Source organism: Paenibacillus sp. 1001270B_150601_E10, assembly GCF_015558675.1.
Lineage (GTDB): Bacteria > Bacillota > Bacilli > Paenibacillales > Paenibacillaceae > Paenibacillus_B.
Genome location: NZ_JADMOL010000001.1, coordinates 496,373 through 515,021, shown reverse-complemented (window position 1 = coordinate 515,021; position 18,649 = coordinate 496,373). Strand labels below are relative to the sequence as shown.

The 18,649-nt window shown below is 45.4% G+C and carries 15 protein-coding genes and 1 pseudogene; 9 read left to right on the top strand and 7 right to left on the bottom strand.

Features of this window, described 5'->3' with window-relative positions; genetic code table 11:
- Positions 1-58: 58 nt before the first annotated feature.
- The 4 genes from I2H74_RS02510 to I2H74_RS02495 form a co-directional block, all read right to left on the bottom strand.
- On the bottom strand, positions 59-661 hold the full coding sequence (locus tag I2H74_RS02510; RefSeq protein ID WP_195572107.1) for a TetR/AcrR family transcriptional regulator: 603 nt from the start codon (positions 659-661) through the stop codon (positions 59-61).
- Between the two features lie 122 nt (positions 662-783).
- Positions 784-2,289 carry a PAS domain-containing sensor histidine kinase gene (locus I2H74_RS02505; protein WP_195571351.1) on the bottom strand — a complete coding sequence of 502 codons (1,506 nt, stop codon included), beginning with the start codon at positions 2,287-2,289 and terminating at the stop codon, positions 784-786.
- A 219-nt stretch (positions 2,290-2,508) separates the two neighbouring features.
- Positions 2,509-3,576 carry a S66 family peptidase gene (locus tag I2H74_RS02500; protein ID WP_195571349.1) on the bottom strand — a complete coding sequence of 356 codons (1,068 nt, stop codon included), beginning with the start codon at positions 3,574-3,576 and terminating at the stop codon, positions 2,509-2,511.
- Positions 3,577-3,674: 98 nt separating this feature from the next.
- Positions 3,675-4,481 (bottom strand): class I SAM-dependent methyltransferase, encoded by an 807-nt coding sequence (locus I2H74_RS02495; protein ID WP_267490701.1) that lies wholly within the window; start codon positions 4,479-4,481, stop codon positions 3,675-3,677.
- 302 nt (positions 4,482-4,783) lie between these two features.
- Between I2H74_RS02495 and I2H74_RS02490 the strand changes: the two genes are divergently transcribed.
- A complete protein-coding gene (locus I2H74_RS02490; protein WP_195571346.1) occupies positions 4,784-6,313 on the top strand; it encodes a cellulase family glycosylhydrolase in 1,530 nt (509 codons plus the stop codon).
- A gap of 76 nt (positions 6,314-6,389) precedes the next feature.
- The gene (locus tag I2H74_RS02485) at positions 6,390-7,760 is read left to right on the top strand and encodes an RsmF rRNA methyltransferase first C-terminal domain-containing protein (RefSeq protein WP_195571344.1); all 1,371 of its coding nucleotides are present in this window, start codon (positions 6,390-6,392) and stop codon (positions 7,758-7,760) included.
- Between the two features lie 313 nt (positions 7,761-8,073).
- On the opposite strand, the gene I2H74_RS02480 is transcribed toward I2H74_RS02485, so the two are convergent.
- The 3 genes from I2H74_RS02480 to I2H74_RS02470 all read right to left on the bottom strand — a co-directional run bounded on the left by I2H74_RS02480 (position 8,074) and on the right by I2H74_RS02470 (position 9,393).
- On the bottom strand, positions 8,074-8,388 hold the full coding sequence (locus I2H74_RS02480; RefSeq protein ID WP_195571342.1) for a DMT family transporter: 315 nt from the start codon (positions 8,386-8,388) through the stop codon (positions 8,074-8,076).
- Entirely contained in the window at positions 8,388-8,741 is a 354-nt protein-coding gene (locus tag I2H74_RS02475) for a DMT family transporter (protein WP_195571341.1), read from the bottom strand. The genes I2H74_RS02480 and I2H74_RS02475 overlap by 1 nt, the downstream gene beginning before the upstream one ends.
- A 70-nt stretch (positions 8,742-8,811) precedes the next feature.
- A complete protein-coding gene (locus tag I2H74_RS02470) occupies positions 8,812-9,393 on the bottom strand; it encodes a TetR family transcriptional regulator (protein ID WP_195572106.1) in 582 nt (193 codons plus the stop codon).
- A gap of 201 nt (positions 9,394-9,594) precedes the next feature.
- On the opposite strand from I2H74_RS02470, the gene I2H74_RS02465 reads away from it, so the two are divergent.
- The 7 genes and pseudogenes from I2H74_RS02465 to I2H74_RS24425 all read left to right on the top strand — a co-directional run.
- Positions 9,595-10,167, top strand: a complete 573-nt coding sequence (locus I2H74_RS02465) for a GNAT family N-acetyltransferase (RefSeq protein ID WP_195571339.1) — start codon at positions 9,595-9,597, stop codon at positions 10,165-10,167.
- A gap of 219 nt (positions 10,168-10,386) precedes the next feature.
- Positions 10,387-11,139, top strand: a complete 753-nt coding sequence (locus I2H74_RS02460) for an SDR family NAD(P)-dependent oxidoreductase (protein WP_195571337.1) — start codon at positions 10,387-10,389, stop codon at positions 11,137-11,139.
- A 440-nt stretch (positions 11,140-11,579) separates the two neighbouring features.
- Complete coding sequence (locus tag I2H74_RS02455; protein ID WP_195571335.1) at positions 11,580-12,932, top strand: glycosyltransferase family 2 protein; 1,353 nt, start codon at positions 11,580-11,582, stop codon at positions 12,930-12,932.
- Between the two features lie 20 nt (positions 12,933-12,952).
- Positions 12,953-14,053: an acyltransferase gene (locus I2H74_RS02450; RefSeq protein ID WP_195571334.1), complete on the top strand. Its 1,101-nt coding sequence runs from the start codon at positions 12,953-12,955 to the stop codon at positions 14,051-14,053.
- Positions 14,054-14,058: 5 nt separating this feature from the next.
- A complete protein-coding gene (locus I2H74_RS02445) occupies positions 14,059-15,204 on the top strand; it encodes a glycoside hydrolase family 18 protein (RefSeq protein ID WP_195571332.1) in 1,146 nt (381 codons plus the stop codon).
- A 478-nt stretch (positions 15,205-15,682) separates the two neighbouring features.
- Positions 15,683-15,817, top strand: coding sequence for a hypothetical protein (locus tag I2H74_RS24945; protein ID WP_267490700.1), 135 nt, complete (start codon positions 15,683-15,685; stop codon positions 15,815-15,817).
- Positions 15,798-18,649: pseudogene (locus I2H74_RS24425) on the top strand (polysaccharide lyase family 8 super-sandwich domain-containing protein); the annotation flags it as partial. The gene I2H74_RS24945 and the pseudogene I2H74_RS24425, both read left to right, overlap by 20 nt.

Sequence of the window (18,649 nt, the reverse complement as noted above, 5' to 3'; positions counted from 1 at the left end):
CGAGAATGTTACATGAAGATAGACCATCCAGAGAGATCTTCGAAACAATGCAATGCTATTATTCAGGCTGATGGACAGCAATTCCGTATAAGAAGACTCTAATCGCGTCATGATACAAGGACAGAGCGCCTTGCAAAGAGGATTTGCGAGACATATGGCTCAAACCAAACATCAATCCCTCCAGAATCACTGCGAGGCTCTTTACGTCATGATGGCCGAACTGTCCGTTGTCGATGCCCTCTTGAATCAGCTGCTGATTGAAGATCAGATGCCGCTCCACCATCTCGGTGACGCGTTCCTCGATTTCGCTTGTTTTTTCTTCGTTCTTGAAAAATTCGTCAGCGGATTTGGTCAGGGGATGATTCAGATCCTCAAGCACCATCTGCTCGGCAAAGCCAAAAAACTTATCAATAGTGGTCGTATAAAGGGGCTCCTTCTCTCTCCATTTCTGCTCCCATTCATAATCCCACTCTTCTATCAAGTACAAAAACAGGCCTTCCTTGCTTTTGAAATGATAATAAATGTTTCCTTTGCTGCTTCCGGTAGCTTCAACGATATCTTCAATGGAAGTGGCCTTGTACCCCTTTTGGACAAACAGGGTCCTTGCTGCATGTGCAACCTTTTTTTTGGTTTGCTCACTTTGCAGCTGCTTCTTGTTCACCATTGTCCACTCCTTCAATGTGGTTAATCAATCATAATGCCATACTGAACGTTCGTTCAGTATCTTATCAAATGACTATGTTTTGTGCAAGAAGAAGATACAAGGCCTTGATCGCAAACTAATTAATTCACGTGTTTAGGGAATGAAGCCGTAATGCATGTTCCTTTCCCAAGCTCGCTTGATACCGATATTTCACCTTCCATCGAACGAATCATGCTAAAGGCAACCATGGTGCCAAGACCTGTACCTTTTTCTTTTGTTGTAAAATAAGGCGTACCGAGCTTCTTCAACTGCTCAGGACTCATGCCTGTGCCATTGTCCTGTATTGTAATGACCACTCTATCGTTTTCTTCTTCCAAGGATAGGGTAAGCTTTCCATTGTTCTTCATAGACTCAACGCCGTTTTTCATCAAATTCAACAATGCTTGCTGCAGCTTCTTACGATCACCGACGATATGCAGATGCGGCGAGAGGATAAGCTGGACAGCTGCATTTTGCATGGAGGCAAATGGCTTGATTACCTCACCGATATAATGAAGCTCTTCCTCCAGATCAATATGCTCAATATGCTCCAATGAAGGCTTGGCAAAGGTCAAATAGTCTGTAATAATGCTTTCAGCTCTGGAGAGCTCATCCAGACTAATTTGGATGTAGAGCTGCTTCTTATCTTCAGAAATGGCAGGCTCTCTCAATAATTGAATAAAGCCTCTTGTAGCAGTCAACGGATTGCGAACCTCATGCGAGATGCTGGCAGCTAAGTGGCTGACCGTCTTCAGGTGTTCTAAGTTGCTGAGCTCATCCGACACCTCATGCTCAAGTACAAACATATTAAGCTGATCTTCAAGCAGGTGCTTATCCGTAATGTTACGGAGATGTACAGCCCAGTAGCACAGACTGCCTGAGGCCTGGTAAATAGGCGAGATCGATAAAAGCATACGGTATTCATTCCCGTCACTGGCTACTTGAATCGTCTCAATGTGTTCAAGATTCGTGTAGGAGTAAATATCGGAATGTCGCTCGGCAGCGACAACTTGCTGATAATAGCGTTTCATTTGCTTGACCAGATATGAGGGGATGGCGGGGCAATCGAGAATATGAGAGCCTACAAGTTTCTCTTTACTCCAGCCCAGAAGTTTGGAGAAGGCGGGATTAGCTAATACAATCGTAGCACGCTGATCCAATAGCAAGATCGGATCTCGATGATATTCAATGAAGGATTGGCAGATGAGCAGGTCCGCTTGCACTGTATGCCCGTGATCTCGCTCTTCTTCCGTAGGATTTTGAACGTATAAGGTAACGCCTTTAAGCGTTTCATCTAAAATATTCGGGACCATGCGCAGCTTCAGATCTTGCATGTTGTCCTCTCCATTACGATTGACCAATCGGAATTCAAACGGTTTGCCTTTTAAGGCTTGCTTGAAGAAATGATGGAAGGTTCCTATTTCGAAGGTATGTATACAACGGGTTAGGGGTTGGCCGACTTGAAGCCGTGTGCCAAACAATTGGGCACAAGCGGGATTAAAGTAACAGAGTTCACCCTGTCGATTCAAAATAAAAACGGCATCAGGGTGGTGATGGAATAGGAGCGAATACAAGTTGCGGTGAGCTTTTGGATCTACATTGTTCATTCGTTACGTACACCTCGCTGACAAGTGATCAAAAAAGATCTAGATTAGGAAGGAATTTACTTATACCATCCCTATTGTAATGATTTTCACCTGACATCGCTAGGAAAATACTGGTTCAGTTCGATTGGTTAATCCAACCAATAAGCAAGCCATCATAGCTATTAGCTAGATGGCCTACTTGGATAATAATGAATATGTCCTTAACGGGAATTGCTCACTTTACTGTTGAATAGTAGCTACATCACAGAAAGGGCTTTCCAGCAATACGATGGAAGCTTGAACGGGATCAAGCTCCACTCGACATCCAAACGGAAGCACCATTTTAGGATCCGTATGTCCAAAATCAACTTGAACAACGATAGGAAGTTTGGGCTCCTTGAATTCGTCTCGTACGATTTGCTGCAGAATACGGTGAAGCTCCATGGTTTCTTCCACGGTATAATCCTTAGGCCTCCCGAACATGATACCTTTTATTTTTGATAAAATACCCTGCATGCCGTAATTCCGCAGCATATAGCCGACCTGCATCGGAGAAGGCTTCTCCTCAGAGGTTTCGAAAAATAGAATCTTCTCTTGCCAGAAGTCAGGCGATGGCCAATAGGAGGTTCCCTTCATAAACTCCAATACTTCGATACATCCTCCCCATAGCTCTCCCGATGCGACGGAGTTGCCCTGCAAGAAGCACCAGCCTTCCTCATTGGATTGGAACGACAGGCATTCACCCAGTGTTTCAAGAATGCTCCAATCCTTATAACCCTGTGTCCAGTGCTCATATGGCTTATAAACGTACGGATAAGAGGTCCCGAATAACATGGCCTTCAAATGGTCTAGATAGGCTGAGGGAAGGTGGCTGATCTGTGCTAATCCTGCCATCACAGATGGGCCATAGAACGTCACAAGTCCCAGCTGATTAAAGTAGCTTAGGAAAGTCGTCGCATCCGAGAATCCCATGATCAGCTTTGGATGATTTATGATGATCTCAGAATCGAGATGCGGCAGGATTCGAATGGACTCATAACCTCCTATCGAGCATAGGATGCCGTCTATAGCTGGGTCGAGGAAACATTGATGAATGTCCGCAGCACGCAGCTCTGGATGCTTGTAGAGCTCATCGGGATGCATTCTCGCGGTCGGCATCTCAACAACATTCAGCTTGAATGTCTCTCGAAGATGGCGAAGTCCAAGATCGTAGATGTCAGGCAGGAGATGAGGAAGCCCCGTGGACGGTGAAATAATTGCAATTGTGGATCCTGGCTGTAATACGGTTGGCTTCTTCTTTTTAACCATGATTCTTCCTCCTATACAAAAAGAAGCGGTGGGCCGCTCCTTTATAATCATTGCGATATGAAACTTATTTAGGTATTAAGTCTATGGATGAATGCGTCTTATCGTGTCGCCACAATAAGGAAACGAGAGGCATTCGTACGGATGCCCTTCTCCGAAGTATGTTCCTTGACAAATGAATCGAAGCGCTCCATGTCACCATCAACCTGACCAAATAAAGGGATGGTAGGCGTATGGGCAAGCAAGAAGAACAAGTCTTGGGCAGTCTTGTAATATTCAACGGCATCGTATTCATAGACCTGAATATCTTGAAAACCTGCCTCACGCAATCGGACAGATGACTCTTCCAATAGGGTAATGCCGTTATCCTGCAGGTAGGATTGCCCGCGTCCAAACCATTTTTTTAGGTTCTCTTTATCCTGTTCGGCTACCTGCTGTGTAACAAAGCAGCCGTTCGCTTTCAAGACACGAGCCACCTCCTCTGCTTGGAAGGGAGCATGCCGGCAAGTCACAAGATCAAACATCCCGCTAGGAAATTGAAGCTCGTCCGCATCCATGGTAAAGAAACGTGCGTTTGTCTGTGTGAAGTGTGCAAGCCGTTGTCTTGCAGTCTCAATCATATCTGGTGACCGGTCAATGCCGATCAAAAGCTGGACATGCTGTGCCATGGCCAGCGCGCTCTCGCCACCGCCAGTGCCGATATCTAGCAGAAGATCGTTATCACTTGCAAGGGAGGCTGCTTTCTGGTGGTAATCCCACAGAGCGCCTTCGGTTGTCATCTGAATCCGGCTGAAATCCCAGCCAATAAGCTTGCCGATTCGGTCGTAAAATGTATCATATGAAAAAGTGTTCATGAATTTATTCCGCCTCTCAGTAGATAAATAGGGGTTCTGTATATCGATGTTCAAGATCCTTGTCGTATCGACTCAAAAGGGCAAACTGCCCCCTTGGCAGCTGGTACGCGTTTTGATCCAGCCCGACAATTATCTATCTCGAACGATCGGGTATAGCATCCCATTCACCTCTTGTGTAAGCGTTATGCTCATTATAGGCCGAAACACCATAAGGAACAAGAGAAAAGAAGGCTAAAGTGGTTGACAAGAAGAGGTGTAACTGATTATGATCAAACTGACTAGTCAGTACAAAAAACAAGTGTCGCCTCAACGAAAGGAACGCAGCAAGCAAATAGCGCTGCCAAGGAGGAGCTTCTATGAATCGTATTCAGGTGAAGGATAATCGTTTTGTTGACCAATCTGGGTGTGAGATACTGCTGCATGGCATTAATCTGGTATGCAAGGACCGATCGAAAGGCTACATCGGTTCCTGGGATCAGAAAGCATTTAAGAAATTAAAGCAATGGGGCTTTAATGTTGTTCGGCTCGGAGTGATATGGGATGGATTGGAGCCGTTGCCAGGAAAGTTCGATTTAGCCTATATCGAGCGTTTGAGAACGGTCATCCATCTCGCACATCAGGCGGGCATCTATGTCTTTCTCGACATGCACCAAGATCTGTTCAGTGCACAGTTTGGCGATGGCGCGCCTGCTTGGGCAACGATTACAGATGGCTTTACTTACGAGCCATATCCGTTATGGAGTGATGCTTATTTGCATAATGAAGCCGTTCAGCGCGCGTTTGATCATTTTTGGAATAACGATTTGGCTCCAGATGGTGTCGGCATACAGGAGCACTATGCGCTAGCCTGGCGCAAGCTAGCGGAAGAGCTGGGCAGAGAGCCCAATGTAATCGGCTATGATCTGATGAACGAACCATTTATGGGCTCCTCAGTTCAACAGATGCTCGCACCGCTTATGGAACAGCTGGCAGCAGACTCTCTGGAACATGGAAGTGTGCAGCTTGACGCCTCAGATGCGAATGAGTCGAAAGCAGCCTTATCTGCTTCTTTGTTGGACCCTGAGCACAAGCTGGACCTGCTTCAATGGCTGGAGCATCCTGATCGATTCCAATCCTTCCTTCATGCTCTGGCTCCTGCTCAACAGGCTTTTGAGAGAGGACCATTAATGTCAATGTACAATCGAGTCGCAAAGGCAATTCGTGAGGTGGATCAGAGGGGCATCCTGTTTATGGAGACCCATTTGTTCTCCAATCTGGGGGTTCCTAGCGGAATAGAGCCTATTACGAATGAACTGGGCTGTCGTGATCCTCAGCAGGCATATGCACCGCATGGCTATGATTTGGTTACGGATACCACTTATATGAATGCGAGCAGCAATACTCGGGTCAGCATCTTGTTTGATCAGCATGAGCAAACGCGTAAACGCCTTCAAATGCCGATGCTCATCGGCGAATGGGGGGCTTACTACGGATCACAAGAGGCGGAAGCGTCTGCTTTGCACGTAAAGGGGACTTTGGAGAAGCTGCTGTGCGGAGATACCTATTGGTCCTATGATGATGCCGCGGTGGATGAATATTCTTCCTTCAATGGCATTCGCAGAGGAATCCCGCATGCTGTAGCAGGGACTCTATTGGCATATGGATACGATTTCCATCGTCGGGATTATGTAATGAAATGGGAGGAGGGAGTGGAATCATCTACGATCGTATATCTCCCTTATGCAGCCCGTCTATCGAAAGAGCAAGTTTCTTTATCGCCTAATGGGACTGGCTTTATGATCGATAGGCTTCCTGATAGTGAAGCGGGATATCTTGTCATTCCCTCAGCAGGAGAAGGGGATAGAGAGCTCGTTATTCGAGATCTTGCGACCAAGGAATCATTGTAAGGAGCACATGACTTGCTTAATGCGTCCTCGCTCGTTAAAATGTTAAAAGCAATCTACACGAACGAGGTTAGAAACGATGAACTTACCGAATGATTTTGTTGTGAAAATGAAGGCGCTTCTGAAGGAGGAAGCAGATGACTTTCTTCGAAGCTATGATGAAGATAAATCACAAGGATTAAGGGTAAATCGCTTGAAAATAACGAGGGATGCCTTCTTGGATTTGAATCCGTTCGAGCTTTCTCCTATCCCATGGGTGGAGGACGGCTTCTATTATGCAAGCAAAGACCGTCCGGGAAAGCATCCCTATCATGAGGCAGGGCTCTATTATATTCAGGAGCCAAGCGCGATGGGGGTTGGCGAGCTTGTCGATCCGAAGCCTGGAGAGAAGGTGCTTGATCTATGCGCCGCCCCTGGCGGGAAGACGACGCATCTCGCACAGAAGATGAACCAGGAAGGCCTTCTCGTCGCGAATGAGATCCATCCGACTCGCGCCAAGATCTTGTCTCAGAATCTAGAACGAATGGGAGTTACCAATGCTGTCGTCACGAATGAGACACCAGACCGGCTCGCTAAGAAGTTTCCTTCCTTCTTTGATGCGATCTTGGTCGACGCTCCTTGCTCTGGTGAAGGCATGTTCCGCAAGGACCCGGATGCTCGTTCAGAGTGGAGCCTCGATCACGTAGCCTTTTGCGCAGCTAGGCAAATGGATATCATTCAAGAAGCTGGCAAGATGCTAAAAGCAGGCGGTCGATTGGTGTACTCGACCTGCACGTTCTCCCCAGAGGAGAATGAAGGGGTGATAAGCCGATTCATTCTAGAGCATCCAGAGTTTCAAGTGGAACAGGTGGCAGCCTATGAGGGCTTCTCCCGCGGCAGAGCAGATTGGGCCGATGAGGCATGCACGAACCTTGAGGAGACCTATCGACTTTGGCCGCATCGCTTGCAAGGAGAGGGCCATTATATTGCAGTGCTTCGCAAAGTGGATGGATGTGATCATGGCAAGCTTGATATGGACAAGGATCGTTTGGACAAGAAGCTAATGAAGGATTATTTAAGCTTTGCCAATGATTTGCTGAACGTTGTGCCGGAGGGCCGCTACACCCTATTCGGAGATCAACTGTATGTGCTTCCAACCGAAATGCTTTCACTCAAGCCATTAAAGGTTGTTCGTCCTGGGTGGCACTTGGGCACATTGAAGAAAAATCGATTTGAGCCTTCGCATGCCTTGGCACTTTCTCTAACAAAGGAGGATGTCCAATTCCATTGGAATATTGACTCCAGCAGTGCGGATATCCAGTCCTACCTAAAGGGGGAGACGCTTCAAGTAGACGGGCCGAAGGGATGGACGCTGGTAACCGTTGATGGCTACTCTCTAGGCTGGGGAAAAGCGACCAACCAGCAGCTTAAAAATCATTACCCAAAAGGCTTGAGATGGATGGGAGTATAACAAGCGGACACAGCCATTTTCACGCTATGCTGAGACTATGAACGCTCGCCTTTGTTTAAACATTTTAACCTGAGGTCAGAATGGTATTTTGAAATGTTCAAACAACAGCGATCGATCTGCATCATCTTCAATAGACGGAATCTAGTGCTCATCCTCTGCAGTTACAGATAACAGTTGCAGAGGAAAAAGGCGTTCTCTCTCATCGAATCCGATGAAAGAGAACGCCTTTCTTTATTTGCTATTACAAACCGTTTGTCAGTAAGAATAAATGCCTCTACGTCAATGCATTCGCGTTTAATCACCATTAGCCGCATCATGACAGTGCTTTGAGTCCAGTTACGCCAATGATGATGGCAATAAGGCTCACAATTCGTGCCGGGCTCTTCCCCTCACCGAAGAAGATCATATTGATCAGCACGGCTCCGGCGGTACCAATACCGACCCATACAGCATATGCAATGCTGACTTGAAGGTAATTGAATGACGTATATAACATCGCAAAGGAAGCCCCGAAACCGCCCAAAAACATTGCACCTGTTTTTAGCGTTTTGTGCTGAGAATATTTTTTAAGACCAATGACCCCAATTATTTCAAATATCGCGGCTAAGCATACAAATAACCAACCCATTATAGTGCAGCTCCTTGTTCTTTTTGTTTGGTTTCAGCGGCTTGATCCGCCAATTTAAGACCGATGACTCCAGCAATCAAGATTATCATGAACATGATTTTTCCAACGCTCAAGCTGCCTTCGAACAGAAGGACGTCCATCAATGCCGTACCAACTGTACCCGCCCCTGCGAAGATCGCATAGACCGTACCTGTAGGGAGATTCTCACAGGCCTTTGCCAAGAAATGAAAATCGACAAGAATAATGACGACAATGATGGCCCAATGCCACCAAGATGTGGCTACATTAAATCCGTATACCCACAGCAATTCAAATAAACAGGTTAGGATTACGTACATCCAAGAACGATTCATTTCGTTTAACACTCCTTATCATAATGAATGACATTCAGTCATTTTTTGACCAAAAAAACAGGTCCTCAACCTACAGGACCTTGATCCCTAATGCATGAGCGACAAAAGCATATACAACCTCTGCTTGTTCCTCAATCTCTGCTTCGTCTGCCTGGCCGAATAAGAAGACTTGCTCTGCTGCTGATTCAATTGCTCCAATGACGAGCCTTGCTGTCCGCGCCGTATTTAACTTTTCTCGAATCCAGCCATTCGACTGGGCGGCATCAAGCAAAGCAGTAACCCAGCTGTAATAAGGTGCATAGATTGATTCCCACTCCTTCAAGTATTCACTTGAAGCTAAGCCTGCATAGAGAAGAGCGAGCTGGTCACGATCCTCATGATGGAGCTGAAATACCGTCTCGATAAAAGACTTCAGCTGCACCTCGATCGGAGCGTCCAGATGCACCGTATTCTGAAGGGCATCCAGAATCTTATTGACCATAATCTCGGCAATAGATGGCATGACAGCCAGCTTGGAAGGGAAGTATAGATAAAAGGTGCCTTGGGCGATGCCCGCTCCTTTGACAATATCAGAGACCTTCGTCTTCTCAATGCCTTTACTGCACAATACGTCTATTGCTGCACGTACAATGCGTTCCTTCTTGTCTTCGATGAGATTCACCTCCTATTTGGATCACAACTTAGATGACTGACTGTCATTCATTTTACAGAAACGATGGCTTTTTGTCAACAAAGGTGTGACATTTGTTTAGAAAGGAAAAAGTTATGGTACCATTAAAGGGTAGGCAATGTTCGGGAACGATATGTCCTATATAGAGAAAATAGTTAACGGTAACGCAAGGAGGAAGCAAATATGATTCGCAAGGCACGTCCAGAGGATAGCAGCGAAGTTATCCCGCTTATGCTGGAGGCGATCGGCAATATCGCCCATGATTTATCTGGAACAGATGATGTAGAGTATACGAAAAAGGTGCTCACCGATTATTTTCATACGACAGGGAATCGATTAAGCTACTCCCATTGCATCGTGTGGGAAGAAGATGGACGAACCGTAGGCTTCGCCTTGTTCTATGATGGAGCACAAGTACAGAAGCTTGATGCGCCGCTGGAGGAGCGCCTATCGAAGGTGCAGGGGCATCCTGTCCATTTGATTAAGGAGTCGCAGCGAGGTGAATTCTATTTGGATTCCGTTGCGGTGAATTCGAATTATCGTGGACGTGGAATTGCCAAGCATCTCATGGCGGCATTTGAGCAGGAAGCAGCTGCGAGAGGCTTGAAGTATGCAGCTCTTCTGGTTGACGTTGCGAATACCAAGGCTAGGAAGCTGTATGAAGCTCAGGGATACCATGCAGATGGGTTAGTCCTACATATTGCAAATGATGACTATGATCATATGGTGAAGCCGCTTCATAACGAACAAAAGTGATGATCGGATATGAAAAGCAAGAAAGACTGTTGTCTTAAGGACAGCAGTCTTTTTTTATTTGAATGTTGAAAAATCAATATTAAAAATTTTTCTATTTTATTGAGAAAAAATTCACAATTATTGACAAATAAATTTTATAGTTATACAATTTAATTATTAATAGGTATTAATTATTAAATAAAAAGAATGATAAATACAACAAGAAGAGAGTGAATAACGATGGCACGATTAGAAGGTAAAGTTGCGATTATCACGGGTGCTGCAAGCGGCATGGGGAAAGTAGATGCGCTTTTGTTTGCTAAGGAAGGTGCAAAAGTAGTACTTACCGATATTCAAATAGAAAAAGTAAACGAGGTTGTTGCAGAGATCAAGAACAACGGTGGAGAAGCGATTGGCTTCCGTCACGATGTATCCTCTCAAGAAGATTGGACAAGCATGGTGGACGAAACGATGAAGCAATACGGCAAGATCGATATTCTCGTGAATAATGCAGGAATCTCCAGCGAGGTGCCGTTCATGGAATCTTCACTTGAACTATGGGAAAAGATAATGTCGATCAACATCACAAGTGTATTCCTGGGACAACAAGCCGTTATTCCTCATATGATCAATAATGGCGGTGGATCGATCATTAATATTTCGTCTATTGCGGGCTTGACCGGCGGCAGCGGAGCAGGCGCTTATACAGCCAGCAAAGGGGCTGTGCGTATGCTGACGAAGGCAACAGCTGTAGACTTTGCGAAGCACAACATTCGTGCAAACTCCGTTCATCCAGGATTTATCAAGACGCCGATGAGCGAGAAGCTCATGGAGAATCCAGATATGAAGCAATGGTTCCTTTCGCAGACTCCGCTTCCTCGCCTTGGACTTGCAGAGGACATTGCGAGCGGTGTGCTGTTCCTCGCTTCCGATGAATCTTCGTATATTACAGGTGTTGAGCTGCCAATCGATGGCGGATATTTTGCGAAATAATCAGATTACATCATTACAAATAAACGATTCCAAATGGGCAGCCTCTTCGTTGATTCGAAGGGGTTGTTTTTGTTGTGCCTGTCATTTGTGCGCCTTCATAGCATCTTTATAATTATGTCATACAATGTAAGATTATGTGATTTGAAAGAAAAATAATGGAAATGAGAGATATTATAAGAGAATGGAAGATGTAATCGATTACTTGAAAACAATGGAGATTTTACGAATATATACAATCTGAGCTACTTTAAACATAGATACACTCATTGATAAACTCATATCCGAAAGAAGGTGTTTAGTCTTTTCGCTCTCGTATAAACACAGAGCGTTCTCCCGTTATTCCCCATAGGTATGTTCTGCACCATGACTATTCGTAACTTCACGCCTATACTTGCCGTTCGGCACTGTTTTCACAGATAGAGAGAGAAAGGAGAGAAAACATGTATATTTTCCTGTATGTCACGACGGCTGTGTATTTTATTTTTCAAATTCTGTACATCATCATTCCGATCGTCGTCAGCAAAGTCAAGCCCTTGCAAGAAGGCCTATCTGAGCATGCCACTGCCGTACTCGTTCCCGCCTATAACGAAGAAAAAACAATCGAGAATTGCGTAGAAGCCATGCTTGAGGTGGACTACTCAAACCATGAGATCATCTTTATCAATGATGGCTCGAAAGACAACACGCTGCAGCGGCTCTCTGAGCTATTGGATCTCGTCCCGATTGAAAGAACACCTGCGGGGGAGCTTCAATACAAATCAGTCAAGCAGCTATACCAATCCAAGAAGCATCCTCATTTCTTTGTCATCGATAAGGTGAATGGAGGCAAGGCGGATTCGCTGAATGCAGGAATCGATTATGCCACAGGCGATATCGTGGTTACATTGGACGCAGACAGCATGTTAGAGCGTTATTCCTTGAAGTACGTAAGCCAATATTTCCATAATGATGAGGTCATTGCGCTTGGCGGAACGGTTAAAATCGTTCAAGGTGCAGAACGGGATCAAGATGGAAGAGTGATGGAGAAGTTCAAAGGTCCAGGTCTCATTAAAAGTCAAATTCTCAATTACATGCACGGCTTCTACGTTCGAAAATTAACCCAATCCTTCTTCAATTCCATTGTCGTTATTTCGGGGGCTTTTGGTGCTTTCAAGCGGGACATCATGTATAAGACTGGGGGCTTTAGATCTACGGTTGGCGAGGATATCGACATCACGCTAAAGATTCATCAATACATTCGAGCCAATCATCTAAAGAAAAAATTGATCTATGCGCCGGAAGCAGTATGCTACACCGAATGTCCAGAGAATTTGAAGAATTTTTATAAACAGCGTATTCGTTGGCAAAAGGCATTTGTGGATTGCATTTTACTTTATTGGTCAAAGCTATCACATCAGTTCAGCCCAGGAATTAGCCTCTTTTTTGCAATAGACGGTTTCCTTCTCGGAACGCTTACTGCCTTTACGATGATCTTCTACGTTGTCAATGCTCTGATAAGCGGTGAGCACCTCTTGCGTGTCATGATCCTGCTGTTCATTACACTCCTCATTAATGCCCTTCAAATTATCATTTCCATATACCTTTCTGAGAAATACGGAAGTCGATACTCGATATGGGACAAGGTTAAGTTATTTGTGTTCAGTCAGCTGGAGATGCTGACCTATCGCAATGTGCTGCTTTACATCAACATCGTAGGCACCTTCAAGTATTTTGATACGGATGAGAGCTGGGGATTCATTGAACGCAAAGGAACAGCTTCGATTAGTCAGCAAACGGCTGCAAGCTCACAATAAAGGCAGACAGGAGGGCCCTCATGAACAGCATTTTCAAAAACAACCGTATTATCTACATTGATCTATTGCGCGTACTCTCAATCGTCGCTGTTGTCATCCTCCATATCACAGCGGATCTGCTGACCCGCACGAATGATTTTAACAGCGCATCCTGGTGGGTGAACAACCTGCTAAACTCGATTGCACGCTTTGCAGTACCGGTATTCTTCATGATAAGCGGTGCGATGATACTTCGAACGAACATTACGTCCTATCGCGAATTCTATTTGAAGCGTGTGCTTCCTCTCGTAATTCCGTTAATCAGTTGGTCATTGATATATGCGCTTTACAATCAATATTTTGTTTTAAAAAGCAATATTGGCGTGCTCGAGTTTCTGAAAGGTTTTGGCTATAATCTGCTCATTGATCGCAACTATGTGCATTTGTGGTTCTTATACGCGATTATTGCCATCTACATGACCGTACCCTTGATTGCCAAGCTCGTCCGCTCTTGCGAAGAGAAGGACATTCGATATTATCTTATTCTTTGGTTTACGGTGAGCATTGGGTATCGACTTGTGACGGATATCGTCTTTCAGCTATCAGGCAACTATTTTTATATGCCGATTCTGAATATTCCCTTCTATACAGGATATCTCGGGTACTTTGTATTGGGTTACTACTTGTACAATTATGAAATATCATTGAAAGCACGCAATCTCTGTTTCAACCTAGGAATCATATCGTTGTTCATAACCCCTATCGCTACATACTTTGTGTCTCTTCAGGACGGGGTTCTTGATGAAATGTTCTATGGCAACTATTCGATTACGACCTTCTTTATGGCAATCGGCATGTTTTTATATTTTAAGGACAAGGAGCCGACCTTCCAGACGGTAATCAATTACAAGGTGAAAAAGATGATAGGCTCGGTCTCAAAAGCGAGCTTCAGCATTTATCTCATTCACCTGCTGGTCGAGATTATTGTTGCAAAGCGCCTTGATACGGAGGCTGCCTTCCTAGAAACGACATTGCGCCTCTTGATCAACATTGGCACAGTGCTTGTTGTGAGTTATGTGACGGTTAAGATCCTTCAGTTAAGTAAAGTCATGACACGCATTTTATTTGGTGGAAGAGGGTAGACATTATGAAAATCACTTGGTATACGAAGATTATTGTATTATTCATGGTGGTCGGAATGGGATTCTACTATTACCAAATTGCAAATGCGGAGGAACGTCCTGTAACCGCCGTGTACGTTGAGGCTTGGCGCAATCCTGAGGAAGTGAAGCTCTCTGAGAAAAAGGTGGATATTGCATTAATCGCTTTTGCCAAGCTGGACGGAACGGATATCGTGTTTGATAAGGACAAGAATGTAGATGCCGAAATAAGAGCTAACATCAAGCGAATGAAGGAATTAAACAAGGATACGAAGTTTGTTCTCGCTGTTGGTGGCTATGGTGTGGACGGCTTCTCCGATGCTGCTTTAGACGGCAATCGATATGTTTTTACAGAGAATATTATGAGTACAGTCAAAGAGCTGGATCTGGACGGAGTCGATATTGACTGGGAGTATCCTGCGCATGACGCTTGGGGAACACAGAAGTCTCGGCCGGAAGATACCAAGAACTTTACAAGTCTGATGAAAGAGCTCCGGGAAAAGCTGAACATGCTGCCTCATCAAGAGAGGGGCTACCTTCTTACATTTGCCGCGGGCGCACAGGAATGGTACTTTGATCTGGTTGAGTTGGACAAGCTTATGAAGTACGTCGATTATATTAATGTCATGGCCTATGATCTAACGGGAAAATGGTCGCCAGTGACGGGTTACAATGCCAATCTGTATATCGACAAGTACAATCATGCTGAGCACAGCGTGGATCAAGTGATGCAGGGCTTCATCTCACGGAATGTGGATAGTAAGAAGATCTTACTAGGCATTCCTTCTTATTCCTATGGCTGGAAGCAGGTAAAGATTAAAGAAGGCAAGCCATTCGTGTCAGGCAAACCGATTGATATTGATAAGGTGGATCTCAGCTACAAGGCCATTCAAGAAAAGTACTTGAATAAGAATGGATACAAGCGTTTCTTTGATGAAAAAGCGAAGGCTGCTTATCTGTATAACGGAGATACCTTTATCAGCTACGAGGATGAAGAAGCACTGGAAGCGAAAGTGCAATATATTCGCAATCATCAGCTTGGCGGTGTGATGGTATGGGAGTATCATCGGGATGCTGATGATGGCATCATCAACTATTTGGCTGAGCAGCTTAACAAGGAACAGGATGAATAAAGCTCAGCTCATATACATTCAAACATGATGATTGATCGTTACGTATGCAGCTCTTATTTTTGAAACAAAAGCAAACCGCACTAACTTTTGTGTGGTTTGCTTTTTTATCCAGCGGATTGAAAGGTGATCCACCTTGTAAGCGAAAATCTATACTGACGATGGATATAAAAAACGAGTCGTATCATCGCCCAATTTTTTAATGACGATGACTAGATAATTTTTTTATTATGAGGATGATAGAGGAGAAATGTAGTGAGAATCTGGATTATTGTAGTGATCAGAAGGAATTGCAGCTAGGATGTCAAATTTTATCATTATCCTCGATTTTACGCCATTATTTAGTCTTCATTATCCCATCTCAAAGGATCTATACTTTCAAAATGATTAATCTTTCGACAGCACCGTTTTACCGTGCAGGCTGCCGTCTTATGACTTTCATGCAGTACCCTTATCTCTTTTTTTATGAAAGGAGTGATGCATGTTCACACGATTAAAATTGGAGTGCTATCACCACATTAGCATCGTTGCAGAGGGAGGAAGCTGTAAAAAATCACAATATGTAAGCGCATACATTACGATTGGAGGAGATGCAGATGAAGTCCAATTCAAGTAGAAGACGGATTATTCACACTTTATTGACTGCTTTGCTTATCTATCCGTTGTTTTTGGTTACGGCTGCGCCGAACGTGCAAGCTGCAGATGAATATACCCCACTGAAGGATAAGTGGGTGACCTATTTGACGGGCGGTAGTGATATCGATATCACCGATTCTGCTATTGCAGCAAGTATTCAGCAGTTGGACGCGAATGTGAATCAGCATTGGAGCACGATGAATAAAAGTGCCGCTCGGACCTATCTATGGAGCGATATCTCTTCATGGAATGATCCTGCCACAATTTCGGCCAACTATGTGCGGTTGAGAGAAATGGCGATTGCATATGCCACAACAGGCTCCTCGCTGAAAGGAAACACACAGCTTGTGAGTGATATTCGAAGCGGGCTCGATTGGATGTATGCGAATAAATACAACGAGACGAAAAGCGAGACAGGCAACTGGTGGCATTGGGAGATTGGCGCTCCGATGAATCTGTCGGATACGATGATTCTCGTGCATGATCAGCTCAATAGTACGCAGATTGCCAACTATGTAAAGGTGTTGAAACGATTCGTGCCAGATCCGACTTATCGAACGAATGCTCCAACCCTCAAGGAGACAGGAGCCAATCGGCTTGATAAAGCCTTAATTGTATCCCTTCATGGAATCATTGCCAAGGATGCGGACAGGCTTGTGCAAGGTCGGGATGCGATTAGCCAAGTGCTTTTGTATGTAAAGGACGGTGATGGGTTCTATGAGGACGGCTCCTTCATACAGCATGATTACGTAGCCTATACAGGCAGCTATGGAGCGGTGCTAATCTCCGATATGGCTAAGCTCATCTATCTGCTCGGCAATTCGAATTGGAGCATTACTGACCCGAATATGAACAATGTGATTCGATGGGTGGAGGAAGCGTATCAGCCGTTCTTCTATAAGGGAGCGATGATGGATAATGTCCGTGGAAGAGCGGTATCTCGTGAGAATTCACAGGACCATCAGGCGGGAAGGAGCATCCTAACCTCACTTGCCATGTTGGCTAATGGACTTCAAGAGCCCGATGCCTCCCGAGTGAGAGCGATAACAAAGGGGCAAATGCTCTCGGATTCGACTTTTGATTCGTACACGGAGGGTTTATCGATTTTTCATGCAATGAATGTGCGGCATCTCTTGGAGAATACATCCATCACTCCTGCAGATCCGCTCATCGACACGCATGTCTTTGGCGGAATGGAGCGCGCACTGCATTTGCGTCCTGACTTTGGCATTGCTGTAGCTTTGTTCTCTACGCGCATCTCCGCGATGGAATATGGCAATGGCGAGAATAAGCGGCCATGGTGGCAAGGAGCGGGTGCAGTCTATCTTTACAATAGCGACCAGACCCAATATTCAGGCGCCTATTGGCCGACGATCAATGCCATGCGCTTGCCAGGAACGACTACAGATGGTTCCGTGGGCACGCTTAGCTCCTTTAAGTTCAACACCTCGAATTGGGCGGGCGGGTCCTACACCGACGGCTCAATTGGAACGGTTGGCATGCAGTTTGGCATGTCAAGCAATACGGGTTCTTCGTTGACAGGCAAGAAATCGTGGTTCTTATTCGGTGATAAATATATTGCGCTTGGCTCAGATATTACAAGCACAGGAGGCAGAAGCGTTGAGACTATTGTTGAGAACCGCAAGCTTAATGAGAACGGTTCAAATGCGCTTATCGTGAATGGAAATGCGATGCCATCTACAGCTGGCTGGTCAGATACCATGAATGGAGCGAATTGGGCTCATCTTGCAGGTGAAGCACAAGACGATAGTATTGGCTATGTTTTTCCAGGCGGACAAACGGTGGCAGGGCTAAGAGAGACAAGAACCTGCTCTTGGAATGAGATCAATGTGGATGGCTCCACAACCTCCCTGTCAGCCTCTTACCTAAGTCTCGCACTTCCTGCTGGAGTTGATCCAACTCAGGCGAAGTACGAGTATGTGGTGCTTCCTGGGGTGACACCAGAAGAGACAGCAGGCTATGCAGCGAATCCAGATCATGTGGTGCTTGAGAATTCAAGCATGCTGCATGCGGTACAGGACAAGGTGCTGCATGCAGTAGGCGCGAACTTCTGGAGTGACAACGTAAAGACGGTGCAGATGGATGGGCAGCCTTATCTAACAAGCAACAAGAAATCGTCCGTTACGGTGGTGGAGAGCGATGATACCGTTGAGCTCGCCATAGCCGATCCGACACATGCGAACGGAGGAACGATACAAGTAGAGTTCCATCAAGCGACACAAGGCGCGATATACTTGGACCCAGGTGTAACCGTCAAGCAGTTTGCGCCGACGACAATCCTTGAGGTTCAAACGGCTGGGGCAATTGGGAAGACATTTAAGGTAAAGCTCAGCAAAGGACAGTCTGGAGAAGTGCCGACGGCTCCACTGCTCACAAACGCTGTGTATGGCGACAGCAGTGTTACCCTGACTTGGAACGCAGCACCGCTTGCCACGGGATATCGTATCGAGTACGGTACTGCTTCTGGCCAGTATACGAATGTTGTTCCGGTAGCCAATGTCAATGGAGGCGAGAATCGCTTCACGGTTACAGGATTGAATAATCGCGAGACGTACTACTTCACCGTAATCGCAACGAATGCTGCAGGCGACAGCCCTCGTTCCAATGAGATATCTATAACACTTGCCAATCTAGCATCCTTCTCGCCGATTGCCGATACGTATGTGCGCGATGGCTCCTATTCGAATACGAATTATGGAAGCAGCACGGGTCTGGTCGTTAAGAATGATGGTTCTGGCTACCACCGCAGAACGTTTATGACCTTTGATCTATCTAGTTTTACAGGAACAAT

Coding starts and splice junctions, on each gene's coding strand:
- I2H74_RS02490 (WP_195571346.1), top strand. CDS start 4,784: ATGAATCGTATTCAGGTGAAGGATAATCGTTTTGTTGACCAATCTGGG.
- I2H74_RS02465 (WP_195571339.1), top strand. CDS start 9,595: ATGATTCGCAAGGCACGTCCAGAGGATAGCAGCGAAGTTATCCCGCTT.
- I2H74_RS02450 (WP_195571334.1), top strand. CDS start 12,953: ATGAACAGCATTTTCAAAAACAACCGTATTATCTACATTGATCTATTG.
- I2H74_RS02480 (WP_195571342.1), bottom strand. CDS start 8,388: ATGGGTTGGTTATTTGTATGCTTAGCCGCGATATTTGAAATAATTGGG.
- I2H74_RS02455 (WP_195571335.1), top strand. CDS start 11,580: ATGTATATTTTCCTGTATGTCACGACGGCTGTGTATTTTATTTTTCAA.
- I2H74_RS02485 (WP_195571344.1), top strand. CDS start 6,390: ATGAACTTACCGAATGATTTTGTTGTGAAAATGAAGGCGCTTCTGAAG.
- I2H74_RS02475 (WP_195571341.1), bottom strand. CDS start 8,741: ATGAATCGTTCTTGGATGTACGTAATCCTAACCTGTTTATTTGAATTG.
- I2H74_RS02460 (WP_195571337.1), top strand. CDS start 10,387: ATGGCACGATTAGAAGGTAAAGTTGCGATTATCACGGGTGCTGCAAGC.
- I2H74_RS02505 (WP_195571351.1), bottom strand. CDS start 2,289: ATGAACAATGTAGATCCAAAAGCTCACCGCAACTTGTATTCGCTCCTA.
- I2H74_RS02445 (WP_195571332.1), top strand. CDS start 14,059: ATGAAAATCACTTGGTATACGAAGATTATTGTATTATTCATGGTGGTC.
- I2H74_RS24945 (WP_267490700.1), top strand. CDS start 15,683: ATGTTCACACGATTAAAATTGGAGTGCTATCACCACATTAGCATCGTT.
- I2H74_RS02500 (WP_195571349.1), bottom strand. CDS start 3,576: ATGGTTAAAAAGAAGAAGCCAACCGTATTACAGCCAGGATCCACAATT.